The 18,919-nt window shown below is 63.8% G+C and carries 26 protein-coding genes; 14 read left to right on the top strand and 12 right to left on the bottom strand.

The annotated features are described in order from the left end of the window. Nucleotides 1-28 precede the first annotated feature (28 nt). The 3 genes from DSM104635_RS06305 (at nucleotide 29) to DSM104635_RS06315 (ending at nucleotide 2,373) form a co-directional block, all read left to right on the top strand. Entirely contained in the window at nucleotides 29-220 is a 192-nt protein-coding gene (locus DSM104635_RS06305) for a hypothetical protein (protein ID WP_158765389.1), read from the top strand. Between the two features lie 33 nt (nucleotides 221-253). Continuing rightward, nucleotides 254-655 carry a VOC family protein gene (locus tag DSM104635_RS06310; protein WP_158765390.1) on the top strand — a complete coding sequence of 134 codons (402 nt, stop codon included), beginning with the start codon at nucleotides 254-256 and terminating at the stop codon, nucleotides 653-655. Between the two features lie 140 nt (nucleotides 656-795). Further along, nucleotides 796-2,373: a toll/interleukin-1 receptor domain-containing protein gene (locus tag DSM104635_RS06315; protein WP_158765391.1), complete on the top strand. Its 1,578-nt coding sequence runs from the start codon at nucleotides 796-798 to the stop codon at nucleotides 2,371-2,373. Here DSM104635_RS06315 and rsmD read toward each other — a convergent pair whose 3' ends face one another. Continuing rightward, nucleotides 2,374-2,934 (bottom strand): 16S rRNA (guanine(966)-N(2))-methyltransferase RsmD, encoded by a 561-nt coding sequence (gene rsmD, locus DSM104635_RS06320; RefSeq protein ID WP_158768024.1) that lies wholly within the window; start codon nucleotides 2,932-2,934, stop codon nucleotides 2,374-2,376. It lies immediately after the preceding gene. A 152-nt stretch (nucleotides 2,935-3,086) separates the two neighbouring features. On the opposite strand from rsmD, the gene DSM104635_RS06325 reads away from it, so the two are divergent. Next, complete coding sequence (locus DSM104635_RS06325) at nucleotides 3,087-3,794, top strand: YjbE family putative metal transport protein (protein ID WP_158765392.1); 708 nt, start codon at nucleotides 3,087-3,089, stop codon at nucleotides 3,792-3,794. Here the strand turns inward: DSM104635_RS06325 and DSM104635_RS06330 are convergent. Next, a complete protein-coding gene (locus tag DSM104635_RS06330) occupies nucleotides 3,791-4,552 on the bottom strand; it encodes a pseudouridine synthase (RefSeq protein WP_158765393.1) in 762 nt (253 codons plus the stop codon). The genes DSM104635_RS06325 and DSM104635_RS06330 overlap by 4 nt on opposite strands. Here DSM104635_RS06330 and DSM104635_RS06335 point away from each other — a divergent pair. From DSM104635_RS06335 to DSM104635_RS06345, 3 genes are read left to right on the top strand one after another with little or no spacing between them, the layout of a single operon-like run. Then, on the top strand, nucleotides 4,551-4,871 hold the full coding sequence (locus DSM104635_RS06335; protein ID WP_158765394.1) for an antibiotic biosynthesis monooxygenase family protein: 321 nt from the start codon (nucleotides 4,551-4,553) through the stop codon (nucleotides 4,869-4,871). The two genes, DSM104635_RS06330 and DSM104635_RS06335, sit on opposite strands and share 2 nt — an antisense overlap. Then, complete coding sequence (gene tadA / locus DSM104635_RS06340; protein ID WP_228445909.1) at nucleotides 4,868-5,320, top strand: tRNA adenosine(34) deaminase TadA; 453 nt, start codon at nucleotides 4,868-4,870, stop codon at nucleotides 5,318-5,320. The genes DSM104635_RS06335 and tadA overlap by 4 nt, the downstream gene beginning before the upstream one ends. Nucleotides 5,321-5,329: 9 nt before the next feature. Further along, nucleotides 5,330-5,770, top strand: a complete 441-nt coding sequence (locus DSM104635_RS06345) for a MaoC family dehydratase (protein WP_158765395.1) — start codon at nucleotides 5,330-5,332, stop codon at nucleotides 5,768-5,770. Between the two features lie 100 nt (nucleotides 5,771-5,870). On the opposite strand, the gene DSM104635_RS06350 is transcribed toward DSM104635_RS06345, so the two are convergent. Beyond that, nucleotides 5,871-6,800, bottom strand: coding sequence for a bifunctional riboflavin kinase/FAD synthetase (locus tag DSM104635_RS06350; RefSeq protein WP_158765396.1), 930 nt, complete (start codon nucleotides 6,798-6,800; stop codon nucleotides 5,871-5,873). Between the two features lie 259 nt (nucleotides 6,801-7,059). Between DSM104635_RS06350 and DSM104635_RS06355 the strand changes: the two genes are divergently transcribed. Further along, nucleotides 7,060-7,443, top strand: coding sequence for a response regulator (locus DSM104635_RS06355; protein WP_158765397.1), 384 nt, complete (start codon nucleotides 7,060-7,062; stop codon nucleotides 7,441-7,443). Here DSM104635_RS06355 and DSM104635_RS06360 read toward each other — a convergent pair whose 3' ends face one another. Continuing rightward, nucleotides 7,444-8,214: an SDR family NAD(P)-dependent oxidoreductase gene (locus tag DSM104635_RS06360; protein WP_158765398.1), complete on the bottom strand. Its 771-nt coding sequence runs from the start codon at nucleotides 8,212-8,214 to the stop codon at nucleotides 7,444-7,446. A gap of 78 nt (nucleotides 8,215-8,292) precedes the next feature. Between DSM104635_RS06360 and DSM104635_RS06365 the strand changes: the two genes are divergently transcribed. Continuing rightward, entirely contained in the window at nucleotides 8,293-9,225 is a 933-nt protein-coding gene (locus DSM104635_RS06365; protein ID WP_158765399.1) for a tetratricopeptide repeat protein, read from the top strand. Here the strand turns inward: DSM104635_RS06365 and DSM104635_RS06370 are convergent. The 4 genes from DSM104635_RS06370 to DSM104635_RS06385 form a co-directional block, all read right to left on the bottom strand. Further along, on the bottom strand, nucleotides 9,222-10,076 hold the full coding sequence (locus DSM104635_RS06370) for a TIGR01459 family HAD-type hydrolase (RefSeq protein WP_158765400.1): 855 nt from the start codon (nucleotides 10,074-10,076) through the stop codon (nucleotides 9,222-9,224). The genes DSM104635_RS06365 and DSM104635_RS06370 overlap by 4 nt on opposite strands. After that, entirely contained in the window at nucleotides 10,073-10,684 is a 612-nt protein-coding gene (locus DSM104635_RS06375; protein ID WP_158765401.1) for a uridine kinase family protein, read from the bottom strand. The genes DSM104635_RS06370 and DSM104635_RS06375 overlap by 4 nt, the downstream gene beginning before the upstream one ends. Before the next feature lie 140 nt (nucleotides 10,685-10,824). Then, nucleotides 10,825-11,166 (bottom strand): MmcQ/YjbR family DNA-binding protein, encoded by a 342-nt coding sequence (locus tag DSM104635_RS06380; RefSeq protein WP_158765402.1) that lies wholly within the window; start codon nucleotides 11,164-11,166, stop codon nucleotides 10,825-10,827. 10 nt (nucleotides 11,167-11,176) lie between these two features. Beyond that, nucleotides 11,177-12,469, bottom strand: coding sequence for an EAL domain-containing protein (locus DSM104635_RS06385; RefSeq protein WP_158765403.1), 1,293 nt, complete (start codon nucleotides 12,467-12,469; stop codon nucleotides 11,177-11,179). Between the two features lie 154 nt (nucleotides 12,470-12,623). Here DSM104635_RS06385 and DSM104635_RS06390 point away from each other — a divergent pair, with 154 nt between their 5' ends. From DSM104635_RS06390 to DSM104635_RS06400, 3 genes are read left to right on the top strand one after another with little or no spacing between them, the layout of a single operon-like run. Next, a complete protein-coding gene (locus DSM104635_RS06390; RefSeq protein WP_158765404.1) occupies nucleotides 12,624-13,178 on the top strand; it encodes a DUF2975 domain-containing protein in 555 nt (184 codons plus the stop codon). A gap of 11 nt (nucleotides 13,179-13,189) precedes the next feature. Continuing rightward, nucleotides 13,190-13,690 carry a hypothetical protein gene (locus DSM104635_RS06395; RefSeq protein WP_158765405.1) on the top strand — a complete coding sequence of 167 codons (501 nt, stop codon included), beginning with the start codon at nucleotides 13,190-13,192 and terminating at the stop codon, nucleotides 13,688-13,690. After that, the gene (locus DSM104635_RS06400; protein ID WP_158765406.1) at nucleotides 13,690-13,944 is read left to right on the top strand and encodes a helix-turn-helix domain-containing protein; all 255 of its coding nucleotides are present in this window, start codon (nucleotides 13,690-13,692) and stop codon (nucleotides 13,942-13,944) included. Before DSM104635_RS06395 ends, DSM104635_RS06400 begins: the two co-directional genes overlap by 1 nt. Nucleotides 13,945-14,024: 80 nt before the next feature. On the opposite strand, the gene DSM104635_RS06405 is transcribed toward DSM104635_RS06400, so the two are convergent. Together DSM104635_RS06405 and DSM104635_RS06410 are read right to left on the bottom strand one after the other, a co-directional pair. Then, entirely contained in the window at nucleotides 14,025-14,771 is a 747-nt protein-coding gene (locus DSM104635_RS06405) for a sulfite exporter TauE/SafE family protein (protein ID WP_158765407.1), read from the bottom strand. 149 nt (nucleotides 14,772-14,920) lie between these two features. Further along, nucleotides 14,921-15,505 (bottom strand): GNAT family N-acetyltransferase, encoded by a 585-nt coding sequence (locus tag DSM104635_RS06410; protein ID WP_158765408.1) that lies wholly within the window; start codon nucleotides 15,503-15,505, stop codon nucleotides 14,921-14,923. Nucleotides 15,506-15,613: 108 nt separating this feature from the next. Between DSM104635_RS06410 and DSM104635_RS06415 the strand changes: the two genes are divergently transcribed. Together DSM104635_RS06415 and DSM104635_RS06420 are read left to right on the top strand one after the other, a co-directional pair. Further along, a complete protein-coding gene (locus DSM104635_RS06415) occupies nucleotides 15,614-16,897 on the top strand; it encodes an acyl-CoA dehydrogenase family protein (RefSeq protein WP_158765409.1) in 1,284 nt (427 codons plus the stop codon). Then, nucleotides 16,897-17,313 (top strand): hypothetical protein, encoded by a 417-nt coding sequence (locus DSM104635_RS06420; RefSeq protein WP_158765410.1) that lies wholly within the window; start codon nucleotides 16,897-16,899, stop codon nucleotides 17,311-17,313. Before DSM104635_RS06415 ends, DSM104635_RS06420 begins: the two co-directional genes overlap by 1 nt. Here the strand turns inward: DSM104635_RS06420 and DSM104635_RS06425 are convergent. Together DSM104635_RS06425 and DSM104635_RS06430 are read right to left on the bottom strand one after the other, a co-directional pair. Further along, the gene (locus tag DSM104635_RS06425; RefSeq protein ID WP_158765411.1) at nucleotides 17,310-17,837 is read right to left on the bottom strand and encodes a 6-carboxytetrahydropterin synthase; all 528 of its coding nucleotides are present in this window, start codon (nucleotides 17,835-17,837) and stop codon (nucleotides 17,310-17,312) included. The two genes, DSM104635_RS06420 and DSM104635_RS06425, sit on opposite strands and share 4 nt — an antisense overlap. 124 nt (nucleotides 17,838-17,961) lie before the next feature. Then, complete coding sequence (locus tag DSM104635_RS06430; protein ID WP_158765412.1) at nucleotides 17,962-18,891, bottom strand: CorA family divalent cation transporter; 930 nt, start codon at nucleotides 18,889-18,891, stop codon at nucleotides 17,962-17,964. Nucleotides 18,892-18,919: the final 28 nt, after the last annotated feature.

The raw sequence follows: 18,919 nt of genomic DNA on the forward strand, positions 1-18,919 counted from the left end.
CTTCTACGTCGACACCGTGCAGGGCCTGATGATGCCGCACTTGCGTGCGCAGGTGGTGACGTTCGGCGTTGCGATGCTTGCGGGTGTTGCGCTCGCGCATGCGGGGTTGGTTGTGCCGGATGCGCGCCCGTGGACGCGGCGCGTGCTTGAAGGCGCTTCGGGGGCGCTGCTGCTGTTGACGTGGTTCGTGTTGGGGAACGCGTTCCTCAATCTGCACTGAGGAACTGGCGGTACAACGCGACGTTTACGATGCATGCTCGATCACACCGGAATCGTCGTCACCGATCTCGATAAAGCGCGCCGCTTCTATGATGCGATTGCCAAGCCGCTGGGCTTGATGACGGCAGACAACGGTCCCGACGCATTTCTGTTGGGCAGGAGTCCAACCGAATACCCATATCTTTGGATCGGCCGGTTGATCCCGTCTTACTGGGTCGAAGGTTCTCGACCTGGCATCAATCAGATGCACGTTGCGTTCGCGGCGAAGACGAAAGCCGCGGTCGATGCATTTTATGCGACGGCGCTGGAGGCCGGGGGCAAGGACAATGGCCTGCCGGGGCCACGGAAGGGCGCGGATCAATATTATGGCGCGTTCGTGCTGGATCCCGACGGCAACAACATCGAGGCCTGCTATCGCGGCCCGGACGCTGTCTAACGCTCTGTCATAGAGCGAAAAAACGACATTCCCCACGCAGCCGTGACCGGCGTCATCTTCCCGCCGCGCTTGCAAGCGCCTATTGGGGGGGCAGGGACAACTCGAGGCGGCGCTAGAACGCGCCGAGGCAGGGGCGCGTCATGGCGGACATCTTCATTTCTTACGCCAGCGAGGATCGCAATCGGGTGCGGCCGCTCGCGGAAGCTCTGATGTCGCGTGGCTTCAATGTGTGGTGGGATCGCTCGCTCTCGGCGGGCCAGGACTACACCGCCATCATCGAGAAAGAGCTGAAGAGCGCCAAAGCGGTGATCGTGGTGTGGACGCGGTCGTCGTCGGCCTCGACATTCGTGCGCGACGAAGCAGGCCGCGCACGTGACGAAGGCCGGCTCGTGCCGGTGATGTTCGACCGCGTCGAGATCCCGCTCGGCTTCGGCGCCTTCCAGGCAGAGGATTTCACCAACTGGAACGGCGGCGCCAACGCCCCGCAACTGAAGCTGCTGGAAGAAGTGCTGAAGGCGAAGCTCTCCGGCCGCGATGTGAATGTCGCCGAGATCGAGCGCCGCCGCCGCCGCTTGGGCGCGCGTATCCGGCTGGTGTCCGTTCTCACGGTGATCGCGCTCATCATCGGTATCGCAGCGGGTGGTCGCTACATCTTCGCGCCGCCTGACACCGAAGTGACGCAGGAAGATCTGCGCGCCGAATTGCTGCGCTTGCTCGCTGAAGGTCAGCTGACGCCCGAGCAGGCGATCACACTTGCCGAATTGCTGGAAGCTGGCGCGCTGGGCGAAACACAAAGCGCGTCGAACGAAATGGCCCCCGGCGCATCTCCCGCGCCAAGCTCCGAAGCGCGCTTAGACGAAGGTGCGGTGAGTGAAGCGTCATTCGATGCGACCGCGAGCGAAGCATATCGCGCCGCCTTCGCCGCGCTGGCCGCACACCCCGATGCGCAGGTCCGCATTGCCGTGGCGCAAATGGCTGCGGACGGCACGCGCCCGGCTGCAATGCAAACGCTCTGGGCCTACGCGCAAGCGCATCCGGACGATCCGCTGCGTGATCAAATCTATCTGCTGTGCGGCTCCGTCGGCGAAGCCAACGGGGATCCGCTGGGTCAACGCGCGCTGGAGCAGGCGACCAACCTCTCACCGCGCGATCCTGGCGTGTGGCGGATGCTGTCGCGCTCGTACGCGCGGGCCAACCGCGCCACGGAAGCCACCGCGGCGGCGCAAGTCTCTGATGGCGTAACGGCTCAGAACGCCGGCCAGACCGAGCAAGCCGAAGCGCAGCTGCAGTTGGCGTTGCCACAGCTGGCGCCAACTGTCGCAGCACCCGTGGCGTCGGAGCTGGGCGAGATCGCGGTGCAGCGTAACGACTGGAGCGGCGCGAGCGCCCGGTTCGAACGCGCGCTGAGTCTGCGTGAAGAAAGCGCCGGCTCGAACGCCGAAGCGCCAGCTGCGGCGGCTATTGAGGCGGACGCGCAGCAATTGGTTCGCTCGCTCGATCGCTCTGGCCGGACGCGCGAAGCGTGTCAGCGTTTGGAGCAGGTGCAAGCCGAACATGACGTCGCCTCGCCAGACGCCGATCTGCTCAACCGCTGCCGCACCCAGTTCCGCGCGCGCTTGAACACTGACGTTCAGCTTGCCCCGCAATTGCGCACGATCCGTCCTGGCGTGGTGCAGCGCACGGCGCCAGCAGCGGAAGTCGCGCCAGCGACGCCGTAGTCAGGGCGGCTTGAGGAAAAGCACCTTCGCGGCGCCATAGTCGCGCGTGTCCAGCGTTTCGAATGCGGGGATCGCGGGCGTCTCGTCGGCGCCAACTTCGAACACGATCAGCGCATCGCTCGTGATCCACGAGCCGGCGCCCAGCTGCCCGAGCGCTGCTTCGCCCAGACCCTTGCCGTAGGGCGGGTCGAGGAACACCAGATCGAATGGATCGCCAAGACCGGAAGGCTTTAAGCCCAGATCGGTTGCGTCACGGCGATGGATGCGCGTGGTCCCGAACAGGCCCAGCGCTTCGATGTTGTCACGTATCACGCCGCGTGCGGCGGCATCCGTCTCCACGAACAACGCGAACGCGGCGCCGCGCGACATCGCTTCAAGCCCAAGCGCGCCCGAGCCTGCGAACAAGTCAAGCACGCGCCGGCCTTCAATGCCCGGCGACCAGGGTGCGTGGGCGAGAATGTTGAACACGGCCTCGCGGGCGCGGTCGCTGGTCGGGCGCGTGTCCCGTCCTACCGGCGCTGCGATTGGCCGTCCCTTGAATTGTCCGCCCACAATGCGCATCGACGCCCACATGCGGCGCCGCGGCGCCGCGTGCAACATTGCAGATAATCGGCGTGCGCCATATGTCGCGCACGACGGGCGCTTGACCCGCACCGTACGTTTCGGGAACAAGAATGGCGCCGAAGGTCGGTAGATTGCGGAGCTGAACAATCGTGGAATCACTGGCCGCTCATTTTGCCGACCTGTTCAATCCCGATCTCGCTGTCGCAAACTTCACGGCGCTGTTCTCGGTCATCCTCATCGACTTGGCTCTGGCCGGCGACAACGCCGTGGCCGTGGGCCTAGCGGCTGCTGCCCTGCCGGCGGTTCAGCAGCGGCGTGCGATCTTTTGGGGCATCATCGTTGCCCTCGTGCTGCGGATCGTTTTTGCCACCGTGACTCAGCAATTGTTGGCAATCGATTGGTTGCTGCTCGCTGGCGGTCTGCTGCTGTTTTGGGTGGCGTGGCGGATGTGGGAAGACCTGCGCAAACATCAGCCCATTTCGGTGGGCGATCCTGTCGCCGGCGAGCATATGGCTGAGGTGATCGCGTCCCACGGCAAGAAGCCAAGGACATTCCTCAGCGCACTGATGACGATCATAATCGCCGACGTTTCGATGTCGCTCGACAACGTGCTCGCGGTGGCGGCGGTCTCGCGCCACAACGAAGTTATCATGTGGTTCGGCCTCGTGCTGTCAGTAGTCCTGATGGGCGTGGCGGCGACGTTCATTGCGCGCGTTATCGAAAAGCACCGCTGGATTGCGCTTGTCGGCATTATCATCATCGTCTTCGCCGGCGCCCGTATGGTTTGGGAAGGCTGTCACATCTTGTGGCCGGCCTACTTCCCGCCAATCCCCGCCTTCCTCGGTGGCGGCCACTAAGCGAAGTCTTTGCCCAGCTGTTCGCGCAGCACTTTGCGTGGAATTTCCTCGACCGCGTTCGGCGCCAGCACGCCGAGCTGGAACGGCCCGTACGCGATGCGGATGAGCCGGTTCACTTTCAAGCCGAGCGCGTCGAGCACGCGGCGGACTTCGCGGTTCTTGCCTTCGGTGATCGACACCGTGATCCAGGAATTGGCGCTGGAAATGGCGCCTTGACCACGCTCAAGCTTGGCGTCGATTGGCCCATAGCGCACGTCATCGACGGTGATGCCGTCCTTAAGCTGATCCAGCTCCTCCTGCGCCACCCGCCCGAACGCGCGCGCCCGGTAGCGCCTAATCCAGCCATTGGCCGGCAGCTCCAGCCGCCGCGCCAGTTCGCCGTCATTGGTGAGCAGCAGCAGGCCCTCGGATGTCAGATCGAGCCGCCCGACGGAAACCACACGGGGCAGGTCCGGCGGTAAATTCTCGAACACCGTCGGCCGCCCGGCGGGATCGCGGTGCGTGGTCACGAGGCCGGAGGGCTTATGGTAGCGCCAGAGCCGTGTGGCGTCGGCCGCGCCGACCGGGCGGCCATCCACGCTGATCTTGTCCTTGGCCGTGACCTTCACGGCCGGCGTATCCAGCGTCGTGCCGTTGAGCTTCACTCGGCCCTCGGCGATCAGCTTTTCGGCGTCCCGGCGCGAACAGACGCCCGCGCGCGCCAGGAATTTGGCAATGCGCTCGCCTTCGCTAGAAGAGAAGTCAGAGGAAGAAGCCATGTTCGCCGTGATTTACCGCTGGCAGGTCGTACCAGGGCTGGAGGCGCAATTCGAGGCGGGTTGGAAGCGCGGCACCGAGCGGATCGCCGCGGAGTTCGGCGGCTGGGGCTCGCGGCTGCACCGGGCGGAGGGGAATGTGTACATCGCTTACGCGCAATGGCCGGATCGGGAGACGTGGCAGCGCGCCAGCGAGGCGCGGATGCGCCATTCCGACGATGAAGCGCGGCGGATGTACCGCGAGGCCATCGTGCCTGGCACCTTCGAGACGCTTTACGCCATGCCGGTGGTCGCCGATCTGCTCGAACTCAAACGCGCATGAGCGACGAGAACCACATGTCGCGCGCTCTTTCGCTCGCTGTCGCCGCCGCGGGCTCGGGCGAGGCGCCGATTGGTTGCGTGATCGTCGACGGGCTGGGCGAGATTATCGCCGAAGGCGCCAACATGCCGATCTCCGCGCATGATCCGACGGCGCACGCCGAGATCATCGCGCTGCGGAATGCGGCAGCGGTGCTGGAGAATTATCGGCTGAAGCCGGGGCTGACGATGTACGTGACGCTGGAACCCTGCGCGATGTGCGCCGGCGCCATCAGCCACGCGCGCATCAGCCGGCTCGTCTACGGCGCGAGCGATCCCAAGGGCGGCGGCGTCGCGCACGGCAGCCGCGTGTTCGATCAATCGACCTGTCATTGGAAGCCGGCGATCACCGCTGGCGTCTGCGCCGATGCCGCGTCAAAGCTGCTCAAGGACTTCTTCAAGGCGCGGCGGTAGAGGAAGCGCATGACTCTCCCCGAAACCCAAACGCTCTATTTCGAAGATGTCCGCGTCGGCATGCGCGAGACGTACTCGAAGCACGTCAAAGCCTCGGATGTCGTCGGATTCGCCGAGATCAGCGGCGACCGCAACCCGATCCATCTGAGTGAACACTTCGCCGCCAAAACGCCCTTCGGCGGCCGCATCGCGCACGGGCTCTACACGGCGAGCTTGATCTCCGCCGTCATCGGCACGCGCATGCCGGGGCCGGGCGCGATCTACATTTCGCAGACGCTGCGCTTTCTGGCGCCAGTGCGGATCGGCGACACGGTCGAGGCCACGGTTGAGATCGTCGAGCTGGTGGAGAAGGGGCGGCGCGGTAAGCTGAAGTGCGAATGCCGCGTTGGCGACACGGTCGTGCTTGAAGGCGAGGCTGAGGTGAAAATCCCAACGCGGCCCATCCCCTAGAGTCATTCCAGACACGCGAAGCGTGATCTGGAATCTAGGGCAAACGTTCAGCTCTACGATCCCTGGATTCCAGATCGGCCTTCGGCCGTCTGGAATGACTCTATGGGGTGATCAGCGCGCGCCTTGCGTTGATGACATCCTGCGTCATCTGCCGCCGCATTGCGTTCACATCGTCGAACTTGGCCTCGTCGCGCAGGAACGCCGCGAGTTCAACTTCGATGGTCTTGCCGTAAAGATCGCCGCTGAAATCGAACAGATGCGCCTCTAGCACAGGCTCTGGCAGCGCCCCGACTGTCGGATTCACGCCGACGCTCGCCGCGCCGGGCAACAGTACGCCATCGCCGGTATCGACGCGAACTGCGTAGACGCCAAGCCGGGGGCGCACATACGCGCCAAGCGCCACGTTTGCCGTGGGAAAGCCGAAGCCGCGACCGCGCTGGAAGCCGCGCAGCACTTCGCCCTCGATTGCCCAGGGCCGCGTCAGCATATCAGCCGCGCGCGGCATGTCGCCCGCAGCGATGGCCTCGCGGATCGCGGAGGAGGACACTTTTGCGTTGCCATCTGTCACTGGTGCAACGGCTCCGACCGTAAAGCCGAGCTGTTGGCCGAGCGCCGCAAGGCCTTGAGCGTCGCCCATCCGGCCTCTGCCAAAGCGAAAATCGGCGCCGACGCTCACGTGGGACGCGCCGAGCGTACCTTTCAGAACTTTCTCCGCAAACTCCGCATCGGTCGAGTCAGCAACCGCTGCATCAAAACCAATTTCAAACACTTCGCTTACGCCAACATCGCCAAGCGCTCGCGCGCGTTGGCGATTGCTCTGCAGACGAAAGGGCGGTGTGTCCGGCTTGAAGAAGCGGCGCGGGTGCGGTTCGAATACGGCGGCTCCGAGCGCAACGCCGTACTCTTCCGCAACAGCACGCGCCGACTCGATTACGGCCTGATGTCCGCGATGCACGCCGTCGAAATTGCCGAGCGCGATCGCCGCGCCGAGCGCGTCTGCTGGAACTAAAGTTTCTGACGGATCGTCCATTCGTTCACAAAGTCTTGCGTTTCGCGCCGATCTGAGCGCTGTCCCTTGCCAAAGCATGACCAGCGCAAGCTTAGACGCGCGCGCGTTCACTCATACTTAAGCGCTACTTTACCGAAAATTCTCAGGTCTTTGCTATCTGTGATCTTACTACACGGCGCAATAAGAGCCGGGAACGTCTCGCCGCTGGATCGTCGCACCCCGATCCGGCGGCGCGCCGCCCCCTCAACAACAAGCGCCGGGGTGCGGGAGAGCCGAGCGTATGTCCGTATCGATGACGATGCCGATTTTGATCGTGGATGACTACAACACCATGATCCGGATCATGCGCAATCTGCTCCGCCAGCTTGGTTTCACCAATATCGACGAAGCATCCGACGGGCGCACAGCGCTCGCCAAGATGCAGGCGAAGAACTACGCGCTCGTGATCTCCGATTGGAGCATGGCGTCGATGACGGGCATGGAATTGCTGCAACGCGTTCGCGCCGATGAGAAAACCGCCGCCACACCGTTCGTGATGCTCGCCAACGACAACGAAGAAGGCGAAGCCGCCGAAGGCCGCGCCGGCGCGTCATCCTATTTGGTGAAGCCGTTCACCGCCCAGGCGCTGAAGCAAAAGCTCGTGCCGGTGATCGGCGCGTTCTGATCAGACGACGGTCTGCCCGCCGTCAATCACAAATGTCTGCCCCGTCGTGAAGTCGCCGGCCTTCGACGCTAGGAACACCGCCATGCCCGCGATCTCATCCGGTTGACCGATGCGGCGTAGCGGCGAACGTTCGGTCGCGACTTTCAGAATTTCCGGATTCTCCCATAACGCGCGCGCGAAATCGGTCTGGATCAGGCCGGGCGCGATGGTGTTGACGCGGACGTTATCCGGCCCGAATTCGGCCGCGAGATTGCGCGTGAGCTGCATGTCGGCGGCCTTTGAGATCGCATAGGCGCCAAGCACCGGCGTGCCGCGCAAGCCGCCGATCGACGAAATGATGATCACCGAGCCATCCTTGCGCGCGCGCATCTCGGGCGCGACCATCTGGATCAGCCAGTGGTTGGATACGATGTTGTTCTGCAGGATCTTGTTGAACTGATCGTCCTGCATGTTGCCCATCGGGCCGAAATACGGGTTCGACGCAGCGTTGCAGCAGAGGATGTCGATCTGGCCAAGCTGACGCCGAGTTTCGTCAACGAGGTTCTGTAGCGCCTCTTTTGCAGCGATGTTGCACGGAATGGCGATCGCAGCGTTGCGACCGACCTGATCGTTGATCTCAGCCACCACCGCGTCGCACACGTCCGCCTTGCGCGATGACACCACGACATTGGCGCCATGTTCCGCCAGCCGATGCGCGATGGCTTTGCCGATGCCCTTGGTGGAGCCGGTAATGATGGCGGTCTTGCCGCTGAGGTCGAACAAATTGGCCATCGCACCGCTCCCTGTTATGTGAGCGCCAGTCTAGGCGCGCCGGGCGAGGGCGGTCTAGGCTGACGTGGGAGGAACGCGATGCGGGTTTGGGTTGTGGTGTTGGTTGGGGCGCTGGCGCTGGTGGCATGCGACCGCGCAAGCGATGATCCGCTCGCACGCAACCGCGTCACCTGCGCCAATGCAAACGCCGAAGCCGCTGAGCGCGACGCGGCGTGCACCGCGCTGATCGACAGCGGCGAACTGGACGAAGCCGCGCGAGCCGAGGCGCAGGCGCATCGTGGCGTGGCGCGCCGTGCCGCCGGGCAAGTGACGCCGGCGCTACGGGACTTTGAAGCAGCGCTGCAGGTGGATGAGAACAATGCGGAAGCGCTCGCTGGGCGCGCAGCGATCCTGCTTGCGAGCGGCCAGCTTGATGCGGTCGAGCCGCTAGTGGACCGGCTGATCGCGCAAGGCGATGAACTGGATCAGGCCCACCTGATGAAGGGCGACATCGCGTTCCAACGCGGCGACTATCAAGCGGCGGTCGCGTCCTACGACGAAGCGATCAACCGCAATCGCAGCTTGGCGCTAGCCTACGCCCACCGCGGCCGCGCCAAGCAGCGGCTGCAAGACGACCTCGGCGCGCTTGCCGACTTCGACGCCGCCGTGCGCAACGATAACGATCTGGTCGACGCCCGCGCCGCACGCTGCTGGCTCTCAGTGCAGCAGTCGCGCAACCTAGATCGCGCACGCGGCGATGCGGAAACTGCCGTCGCGGCGGCGCCGGATAATGTGGAGGCCCAACTCTGTCGCGGCGTGCTGCAATTGCGCGGCGGCGAATGGGCTGGCGCGCGCACGTCCTTCGAAGCGGCGCTAGGAATCGAGCCTGGTAATCCGACGGCGCTGTTCGGCCGCGGAGTCGCCCGTCGTCGCAGCGGAGACAATGACGGCAGCGACGACATGGACCGCGCCCGCGACTTCGACCGTCACATCGGCGAAGCCTTCGACGATATGGGCGTGCGGACGTTTTAGGAGAGCGCAGTCATCGCGTACGCCGCGCGCACGCCTTCCAACGCTAGCGCTGCATCGACCTTCGCCACATCGATCGCGCCATCAGTCCATAGCGCTTCACCGTGCATGCCGGAGGCGATGAAGAGGCAATCCAGCCCTTGCGACTGCGCACCGGCGAGATCTGTCGGCACGCCATCGCCGATGGCGAGGATGCGGGATTTGTTGATGGACTCGCCGGCGACGCCTTCGAGTTCGCGATACGCCAAGTCGTAGATCGGCGCGAACGGCTTGCCGGCCATGATTACTTTGCCGCCGAGCGCTTCGTAATCGCGCGCGATCGCGCCGGCGCACCAGATCATGCGGTCGCCGAATTGGACGATGATGTCTGGGTTGGCGCAAATCATATCGAGTTCGCGCGCACGCGCTTCGCGCAGTGTTTCGGCGTAGTCCGCCGGCGTCTCGTCATCGCGGTTGAGACCAGAGATAGCGACGAACTTCGCCGCGCTTAGCGGCGCTGTTGCGAGCCCCAATCCTTCCCACAGCGTCCGATCGTAATCGTCGGGTCCGATCTTATACATTGGTCCCGGCGCCCGGAGCGCCAGTTCGGCGCGGATCGCGTCGCCGGAGGTGACGATGGCGTCCCAGGCATCGCGCGGCACGCCGGCGTGATCGAGTTGGCCGGGGATCGGTCCGCGCGGCTTCGGCACGTTCGTGATCAGGATGACGTGCTTGCCCGCGCGCTTGAAACGTTGCAGCGCTGCGCACGCGGCGGGGTAGGCGCGGCGGCCGTTGTGCAGAACGCCCCAGACGTCGCACAAAACGGCGTCGTAGCGATCGGCGATCGCGTCCAGACTCGGGATGATTTGCGTCACGCCAGGCGATCCAGAATTTGCGCGGCGCTTTGGTCCGCATGGTCGGGGCCGGCGTCATACGGGCAAACGATGACCATGTCAGCCAGCGCGCGCTGCGGCTCAATGTGGCGCTCGTGCATGGGGCGCACGGTGGTGAAGAACTGCGCCATGACGGAACGCGGCGTGCGCCCGCGCGATTCCGCGTCGCGGATCATGCGCCGGCCTAAGCGGAGCGCTTCGTCGGAGTGCATGTAGACAGAGAGGTCGTAGAGCGCGCGCAGCTCAGGCGCCGCGAGCAGGTGGATGCCTTCGACGATGACCGTGTCGGCATGGACGATGCGTTCAACATCAGCTCTCCGCCGGTGCGTGACGAGATCGTAGACCGGCTTGTCGAACGCCTCGCCGCTCTTAGCGAGCGCCAGATGATCACCCAACAGCGCGTGCTCCTTCGCTTCCGGCGCATCGAAATTGTAGGTCGCGGCGTCGAAGTTCGGGATGGTGGAGGAGCAGCAATAGTAGTCATCCTCGGCAATGACCACCGCGCCCGCGCCGAGCTTTCGCGCCAGCGCGCGCGCTACCGTGGTCTTGCCGGCGCCGGAGCCGCCGGTGATGGCGATGATCTTCGTCATGAGCGGCTAGTTGTGGCGGGACGCAGAAAAACTCAACCGTCATCCCGGCCGACCGAAGGGGAGAGCCGGGACCCAGGGGATCGTAGAGCTGTGTGTTTGCCCCTGGGTCCCGGATCGCGCTCCGCGCGTCCGGGATGACGTCAAGATTGGGAGTCGTGGGCTTTAATAACGCTTCTTGGCGCTTGCAGCCGCCAGGCCTTCTCCAGCCGCCCGCGCGCTTCCTTCTTGGTGAGCTTGCCCGGCCGCATCATCAGCGCCGGGTAACCCTTGTAGTGTGGCGTGATGTAGAACAGCTCCGGCGCCATCTCGCAGAGGAAGTCCTGCTCCTCGACATTGGCGATGCGCAGCACGAAGGCTTTTTCGTTCGGATTGTAGCCGGCCATGAACTTGCCGCGCACTTTGATCGCGGGTCGACCATATGAGGTGGATTCCTCCACCTCCGGCAGCTCCTTCGCGATCTTGACGAACTCGTCCCATTTCATGGGACCGAACTTACGCGATGCGGCCGGATTGCTTCATGTAGAATTCGCGCGGCGGCGCGGTTTCTTCCATCAAGCTTTCCTTGATCGCGCGCGGTGTCCCGAACAGGTGCCCTTGGCCGAACGGGATATCGAGGTCGAGCACCTCGAGCACTGTGTCTTCGCTCTCGATGCGTTCCGCGATCATGTCGATGCCGTAGCGCTGGAACACCGCCGCGATATCGGCTGCCGCGATTTCGCGCGTGATGGCCGAACGCGGGCGCATGCCGCGCGTGACGATCTGCTCGCTGATCGTGGTAGCGGAGATCTTCACGTACCGCACGCCTGAGCGTTCCAGGTCCGGCAGATCCATCTCAGTGTTGGTGACGCGGTCGATCGAGAAGCGGAAGCCGAGGTCCACCATCTTGGCCATGGCGCGCGCTTCGATCGAGGTACGGTTCTCGTAGCCATCCTGCGGAATCTCAAAGATCACGCTGCCGGCAAGATCGCGGTTCTCACGCATGAAATCGAGGAATTGCGGGAAGAATTGTTCATCCGCCAGCGCCGACGGCGAGATGTTGCAGAAGATGCCGATGCGGCGATCCTGCTTCATGAGCTTGCGGACAATCTGCACGCAGCGAAACAGCAGCACGTTGTCGATTGTGCTCATCAGCCCAGCTTGCTCAGCCGCCGGGATAAATTCCTGCGGCAGAATGATGCGGCCGTTCATGTCCTTAAGACGCGTGAAGCCTTCGTAGAACGCGGTCTTGCGCTGCGGCAGCTGCACGATCGGTTGCAGGTAAAGTTCAACGCGGTTTTCCATCAGCGCCTCGCGCACGAGGTCCATCGGACCGCGTGCAGCGGTTGGGTTGATGGCGGTGATGTTGCCGGCGCCTTGAATCGTTTGTAGACGCGCATCCATAGCCGCGCCGAGCTTGTCGACGATCTGATCGATCATGCGCAGTTCGATATTCGCCGGCTGCGTTTCGATCTGATGCGTGGTGGGCGCTGGCGTGCCGTACGCAATGGAGGCTTCCATCGAGTCGAGGCGCGTCTGCATCGCGTCGATGTCGGCGGTGACTTCGCGGTGTGCGACACGCAAGCGCTCCATGTCGCGCTTCATCGACTTCTCGGTGTTGCCGACGCGGCCTGCGGCGGTCGTCGCTGAGATGCTCGAGTGCGTCACCGCGCATGCGCAGAAGAGCGCGATGCCGCCGAGGAACGACGAGCCCAAATCCTGGCCGCCCACTTCGTTCAGCAGCAACGCCACCGTCAGCGAGATGGTGAGGTAGCCGAGGTAGAGCAGCACGTGGGTGATGATGGGCATTTTTTGCCGTCCCGAATCTCAAGTGTCCCATGGGACCTGGAGCCTGGTTGACGCCGTCTTAACCTCCCTGAACGCATCCCGCTTGACACGGTTATCGTGACGCAATAATGGATATTGCCAGGCGATAATAAATTATCGTCAGAGGGAGCGGACAATGGGCGACTCGGAAACGCCGCGGGACATTTGGCGGGATTCGGTGATCAGGGCCGCGGCGGAGGCCAGCCGGCTTCAGCCTTTGGCATCAATCCTGTTGGCGGCGGCGCTGCTGCTGATCCTTGGCCAGTACGTGATCGGCCCGATTAGCGAGGTGTTCTTCAACGAGTACGGCCCGGGCGAGGGCCGTGACTACGAGAGCCTCGTCCATCAAATCGTCGAAGCCTTCCCGCCGCTGATCCTTGCGTGGGGCCTTTGGGAGACGCGCAATTATCTTGGCCGGCTCGCACGTGGCGAAGTTTGGGGCCCGGCGACGGCGATGCTGCTTGGCCGCATCGGCGACGCGCTGCTCTGGGCGGCGGCGATCGCGATGATCGTGGTGCCGAACATTCAGAACTGGGTGTCGGGCGGTTTCGGCGGCTTCGATTGGAATTTCGAGGCTGAGTACTTGGTGCTCGCGGGCTTGGGGCTGTTGCTGTCATTGATCGCACGCGTCGTGCGCAACGTCGTGGAAGTCGCTGCCGCGCTCAAAGCCGACAACGACCAGATTGTTTGAGGGAGAACGTCATGCTGATGGTGAATCCCGCTGCGCCGATGGTGCGCGCACGCAAGTTGGCCGAAGGCGGCAGCGTCATGCTGATGGTGGCCATTGTGGCTGTCGTCGCGAGCGCGGTGCGCCAGCACGTTGCCGATCCAACCTTGGATGCGATCGCGCTGGAGTATTCGTGGCTGCAGGCGACGAACCACGTGCTGATCAACTCAGTGCTGACGTTGCCCAGCATCTATCTAATCTTGGCTTTGTGGCAGCTCCGTACAGCCGTCGAAGAATGCTTCTTCACGCGTGCGGCAGGGTCCGCGCTACGTTGCGCTGGTTATTGGGCGCTGTGGGCGCTGTTTGCGAAAATGCTGTTGGCGCCGACGCTTTACGGCATGTTCTCGACCGGGCAGTCGGGCGTCGTCGTCACTTATGAAACGTTCGACATCGGCATGGTCGGCTTCTCGGCATTGCTGATGCTGGCGGGTTATGTCCTCGAAACCGCGACGACGCGGGAGTTTGTTGAACTCTAATGAGGATTGTCGTGACGCTCGATGTGATGCTGGCGCGCCGCAAGATGCGGGCGAAGGACCTCGCCGAGCGCATCGGCATCACCGAGGCCAACCTCTCGCTGCTCCGTACCGGCAAGGTGAAGGGTGTTCGCTTTGAGACCTTGGCCAAGCTCTGCGCCGCGCTCGAGTGCAAACCAGCGGACTTGTTGGACTTTGAAATGACGGAACCGCCGCCAGCGGCGGAGACGCCGGAAGAAGCGGCGGACGACGTCTAGACTTTAGTTCGCGCGGGAGGCGCGAAGCCGGGACCCAGCCACGCAATCGCTCCATCCACTATGGGTCCCGGCCTCTTTCTTCAACTGGATGCGAACAAATGCGCCGCTTGGATCAGGTAGATCACGCCCAGCCCGGTTACGATCCAGCGCGTCCACTTCAGGAAATTCACGTCGCTCATGCGGTTGAGCACCAGGCCGCCGAGATAAGCGCCGAGCATGGCGAGTGGCGCGGCGACGATGAAAAACCACCATGGCGGTAGGCCGGTCGCTTGCGCCGAGGCGAACAACGGCACGCCATAGAACACCATTTTCACCGTGTGGCTGAACGCTTGCGTCGCCGCTTTGGTGGCGACGATCTGGTGGCGCGTCAGCGCGGTGCGGACGAAGAAGACGTCGAGCAGCGGGCCGGAGACGCCTGCGATGACGTTGAGACCCGTAACGCTCAGTCCGCACGCAACGGCGTGAACCGGCTTGGCGGCGTCGAGATTGAAGCGATCTTTGGGAATCCACGCCAAGCCCGGCACCAGCCCCAACAGCAAATACACCCAGGCTTTCGTCGGCGAATAGGTCACCATCGCCAGCAGTGCAGCGGCAACGGCGGAGCCCGCGCCGTAGAACAGGATGATCGGCCAATCGATGTACTTACGGTGCAGAATGGCGCGCCAGCCGTTGGAGACGAACTGGACGGCGCCGTGGGTCACCATGGCGGCGGCTACAGGCATGGCCAGCGTCAGCGCGCCCATCAGCATGAGGCCGCCGGCCATGCCGAACACGCCGGACACGGTCGCGGTGACGAGCACGACGATAAGCAGAACGATGTATGTCATGGGCAGATTACGAGCGGTTTCGCGCACGCCTCCTTGAGTTCGAGTGGGGAGAGCGGCGCGGCGGGGAGCGCCCCGTAAGCCGCAACGAATGCGGTGCTCGCGTCAGACTCAATCTACGCGCGTTCGGCTAAATTGCAAACGCGCAAGGATCAGCCGAAGGCAGCCAATCGCGCTTCCAGCTTCGTTTCAACTGCCGGCCATTCCTCGCGCAACACCGAATACCAAGCCGTATCGCGCCAACCACCCCAGGGTCTCCGCATGTGATGGCGGTGAATGCCTTCGAACGCGGTGCCGAGCTTCAGGATGGCCGCGCGCGAGTGCGCGTTCTCGGAATCCGTCTTCAACTCCACCCGCTCGGCGCCGCACGCAAAAGCGTGCCGCATCAGCAGCAACTTGCACGACGGATTGACCGGCCCGCCGCGCACGCGTTCGGCGTACCAGGTACCGCCGATCTCGACGCCGCCATCGTACTCGCGCGGATTGATGAAGCTGCTCTGCCCGCAAGCGCGACCGTCGGCGACGACCGCGTAAGGCTGCCAGCGCCCGGCGCGGCCTTGCTCGATCTGCCAGTCCACCATGGCCTCGAAACCGTCGTGATAGAGTTGCGGGCTCGGGCTGAAGCGCAGGGTCTTGAGCGGCTCGCCGATCGCTTCTCGGAGATCAGCCTTGTGGCGCTCATCCAGCGGTTCGAGGCGCACCCAAGCATTGGCGAGCGGCCCGTATTCCAGTTTCATCACGGCTCCCAAAGCTTTCGCAGCGGCAAGCCAGAAAGGCGCGTTGCTCCCGCTCGCGCGGAGCCTTAGCGTGCGCTCAGCACCTGCGCCAGCGAGCCGGAGATCACGATGTATTTCGAACATTCAGACCGCGCCAAGGAATGGATCGGCCGCGTCAGCAAGTTCATGGACGACCACATCATCCCCGCGGTGCCCACCTATGAGGCGCAGCAGAAAGAGGGCAGCCGCTGGAAGGTGATCCAGGTCGTGGAAGACCTGAAGGTGAAGGCCAAGAAGGAGGGCCTCTGGAATTTCTTCATGCCGTCGTCGAGCGGACACCCGAAGGTCGATGACACGTTCCAGTTCGAGGGCGAGACGCTTACCAATCTCGAATATGCGCCTTTGGCTGAGATCATGGGCCGCGTCGTGTTCGCGTCGGAAGTGTTCAACTGCTCCGCGCCCGACACCGGCAACATGGAAGTGTTCGAGCGCTACGGCACGCGCGCGCAGAAGGATCAGTGGTTGAAGCCGCTGATGAACGGCGAAATCCGCTCGGCCTTCCTGATGACCGAGCCGGCCGTCGCCTCGTCCGACGCCACCAACATCCAGTGCGAAATCAAGCGTGACGGCGATGACTACGTCATCAACGGCCGCAAGTGGTGGTCATCGGGCGCCGGCGATCCGCGGTGCAAGATCGCGATCCTGATGGGCAAGACCAATCCGGACAACCCCAAGCACAGCCAGCAGAGCCAAATCCTGGTGCCGCTCGACGCCAAGGGCGTGACCATCGAGCGCCCTCTCACCGTGTTCGGCTATGATGACGCCCCGCACGGCCACATGGAAATCGAGTTGAAAAACGTGCGCGTGCCGGCGTCGAACCTGTTGTTGGGCGAAGGCCGCGGCTTCGAGATCGCGCAGGGCCGTCTCGGCCCCGGCCGCATCCACCATTGCATGCGCACCATCGGCGCCGCGGAAGCGGCGCTGGCGGCGCTCTGCAAGCGCATCACCACGCGCGTTGCGTTCGGCAAAACCATCGCCGAGCACTCGGTGTGGGAAGAGCGTATTGCCCGCGCCCGCATCGATATCGAGATGAACCGGCTGCTCTGCCTGAAGGCCGCCTACATGATGGACGTCGCAGGCAACAAAGTGGCCAAAAACGAGATTGCGATGATCAAGGTGTCGGCGCCAACCATGGCGCTCCGGATCATCGACGACGCTATCCAGGCCCACGGCGCCGCGGGCGTCTGCCAGGACTTCAACCTAGCGAAGTCTTATGCCGGCATCCGCACTCTGCGCTTGGCTGACGGGCCGGATGAGGTGCACGCGCGCACCATCGCGATGAACGAGCTGGCCAAGTACGGCTGGACCGGCAAGCGCAAACAAGAAGGCGAGAGCCTGCCCGGCATGCGTTGATGCTGTTTGCTTGGATTTTGAACGCACTGGCGCTCGCGCTCGGTGCGGGCCTCGGCGCGCGTGCGCTGTACGACCCGCACTGGGCGTCGCGCTTCGTGCGCTTGAAGGCGGATGAGCAAGAAGGCGGATTCGCCGAATTCCGCGCCACGTTCGGTGGCATGATCTTTTTGCTGCACCTGTGCGCGTTGGTGCTGACCTTGCGCTACGTGCTGGCGGGTGGCGCGCTGGTTGGTGTCGTCGCCACGGGCGCCTCAGCTGCCGTGGCAGCCGCTTGGGGCGGCGCGGCGTTCGGGCGTCTTGTCTCGATGTGGCGCGACAAGACCGATACCAAGTTCAACCGATTGAGCGTTTGCGTTGAAGTTGCAATGGCGCTTGCCGCCGGCCTGCCGTGGCTAGCGTGGTTCTTCGGCGGCTAGTCCCGGAAGTCGTTGATGCTCATGTCCGAGCGCCGTGGCCAAACGCCGGCGCGCAAGCCGCAATCGGACGGATCGAAATTCTGGCGGTTGATCACCACGGTGTTGGTTGGCGTTTCTTCGATGCGCACTTCGCGCACGGTGAACGCCAGTCCTTCGACCGCGACGAACGCAGTCAGCTTCAGCCAGAAGCAGGCCGCCAGCGCCTCGGTGGTCGGATCGCCCTGGAATGTTATGATCTGCGACAGCCGCTCCGGCTCGCGGGTGCGAAAGTAGCCGATCAGCGGATCGTTTTCGTCGAGGTGAAGGGCGTGATCGACATGCTCGTCGATCCATTGATGCCAGCGCCGCTTCACATGCTCGAACGGCGCCGCCGAATTGGCGCCGCCGAAGCGGAACGGTTCGGTCGGATCGAGGCGAACGGTGACGAACTCGTTATGCCCGTGCGGGATCGCGCATTTCGGGCTCTTGGTCGTCAACAGCCGATGGGCCATCGCATAGCGACGGGTGAATTCAAGCGAAGCCATTGTTGCGTCCCTCGGGCCCTCCCGCAGCACAGACGGGCGCCAGAGCGGTGGCTTAGGCGCGGGCGTATGCGCCCGTCAATCGTTACACGGCAGATCGAGACGCCGGCAAAGCCAGGTTCCTAATTCAGAACCAGCGCCGCCACTTGGCGATGGCAAACAGCGTGGCCGGGGCCGCGAACATCATCGCCACGCCAACCCACGGTCCCCAAGACGCGCGAAACCAGGTCATGTGATCGAAATTCATGCCGAAGATCGACGCGATCAGAGTCGGCGGCACGAAGGCGATGGTCGCGAGCGAGAGCGCTTTCAGCACATTAGTTTGCGCCGCGTTGATCAAGCCAAGCACGGCGTCCTGCAAGTACGAGAGCCGCGGCTGCATTTGCTCAGCGATGCGTTCTAGTTCGCTGACGTCACGCGCGAGCGCCGAAAGCCTGGAATCCACCAAGCCATATCTGCTCTTGCTGGCGCGTGCGTAGACGAACAAGCGCTGCATGCTTGTGAGCGAATCGTGCGCCAGCGCCGCCAATCCGCCAATCCGACCAAGGTCCTTGAGCGCCATGCGCAAGTCCATCGTGTCGGTTTCGTCGAACACCTTCACCGAGAGCGCGTTGGCGTCGCGTGTCGCGTCGGCCAGGACGTCGGCAAGCCGTTCAGCCGCGCCTTCGATCAGCGCCAGCATCACGTCGGCGCCGGTCTGCGCCGAGCTGATCCGCGCCGAGGCGCGGCCTTGGCCAATCTCGAACGCGCGCGGACGCACTTGGCGCACGGTGACGAGCTTGCCCTTCGTCAGAATGAAGGTGACGGCCCCCGACACGAGCGGTCCCTCATCTCGCCGCCCGAGCAGCGTGGCCGTCAAGTGCAGCGCCTCGTTCTCTTCATAGTAGCGCGCTGATTCCTCGAACGCGGCGCGTTCCGCGGGCGTCGGCACGTCGATGCCGAGCTCCTGCTCGACGTCCGCTTCTTCCTCGTTCGTGGGAGACTCCAGGTCATACCAAAGTGCGCCTGGGCTTTCGCAGGCAACCTCGGAACCGCCGCGGGCAAGTACTCTGAGCATGGCGCTCCGTTAGCGCTATTCGCGTCCG

The sequence above is a fragment of the Terricaulis silvestris genome (genome assembly GCF_009792355.1).
Taxonomy (GTDB): domain Bacteria; phylum Pseudomonadota; class Alphaproteobacteria; order Caulobacterales; family Aquidulcibacteraceae; genus Vitreimonas; species Vitreimonas silvestris.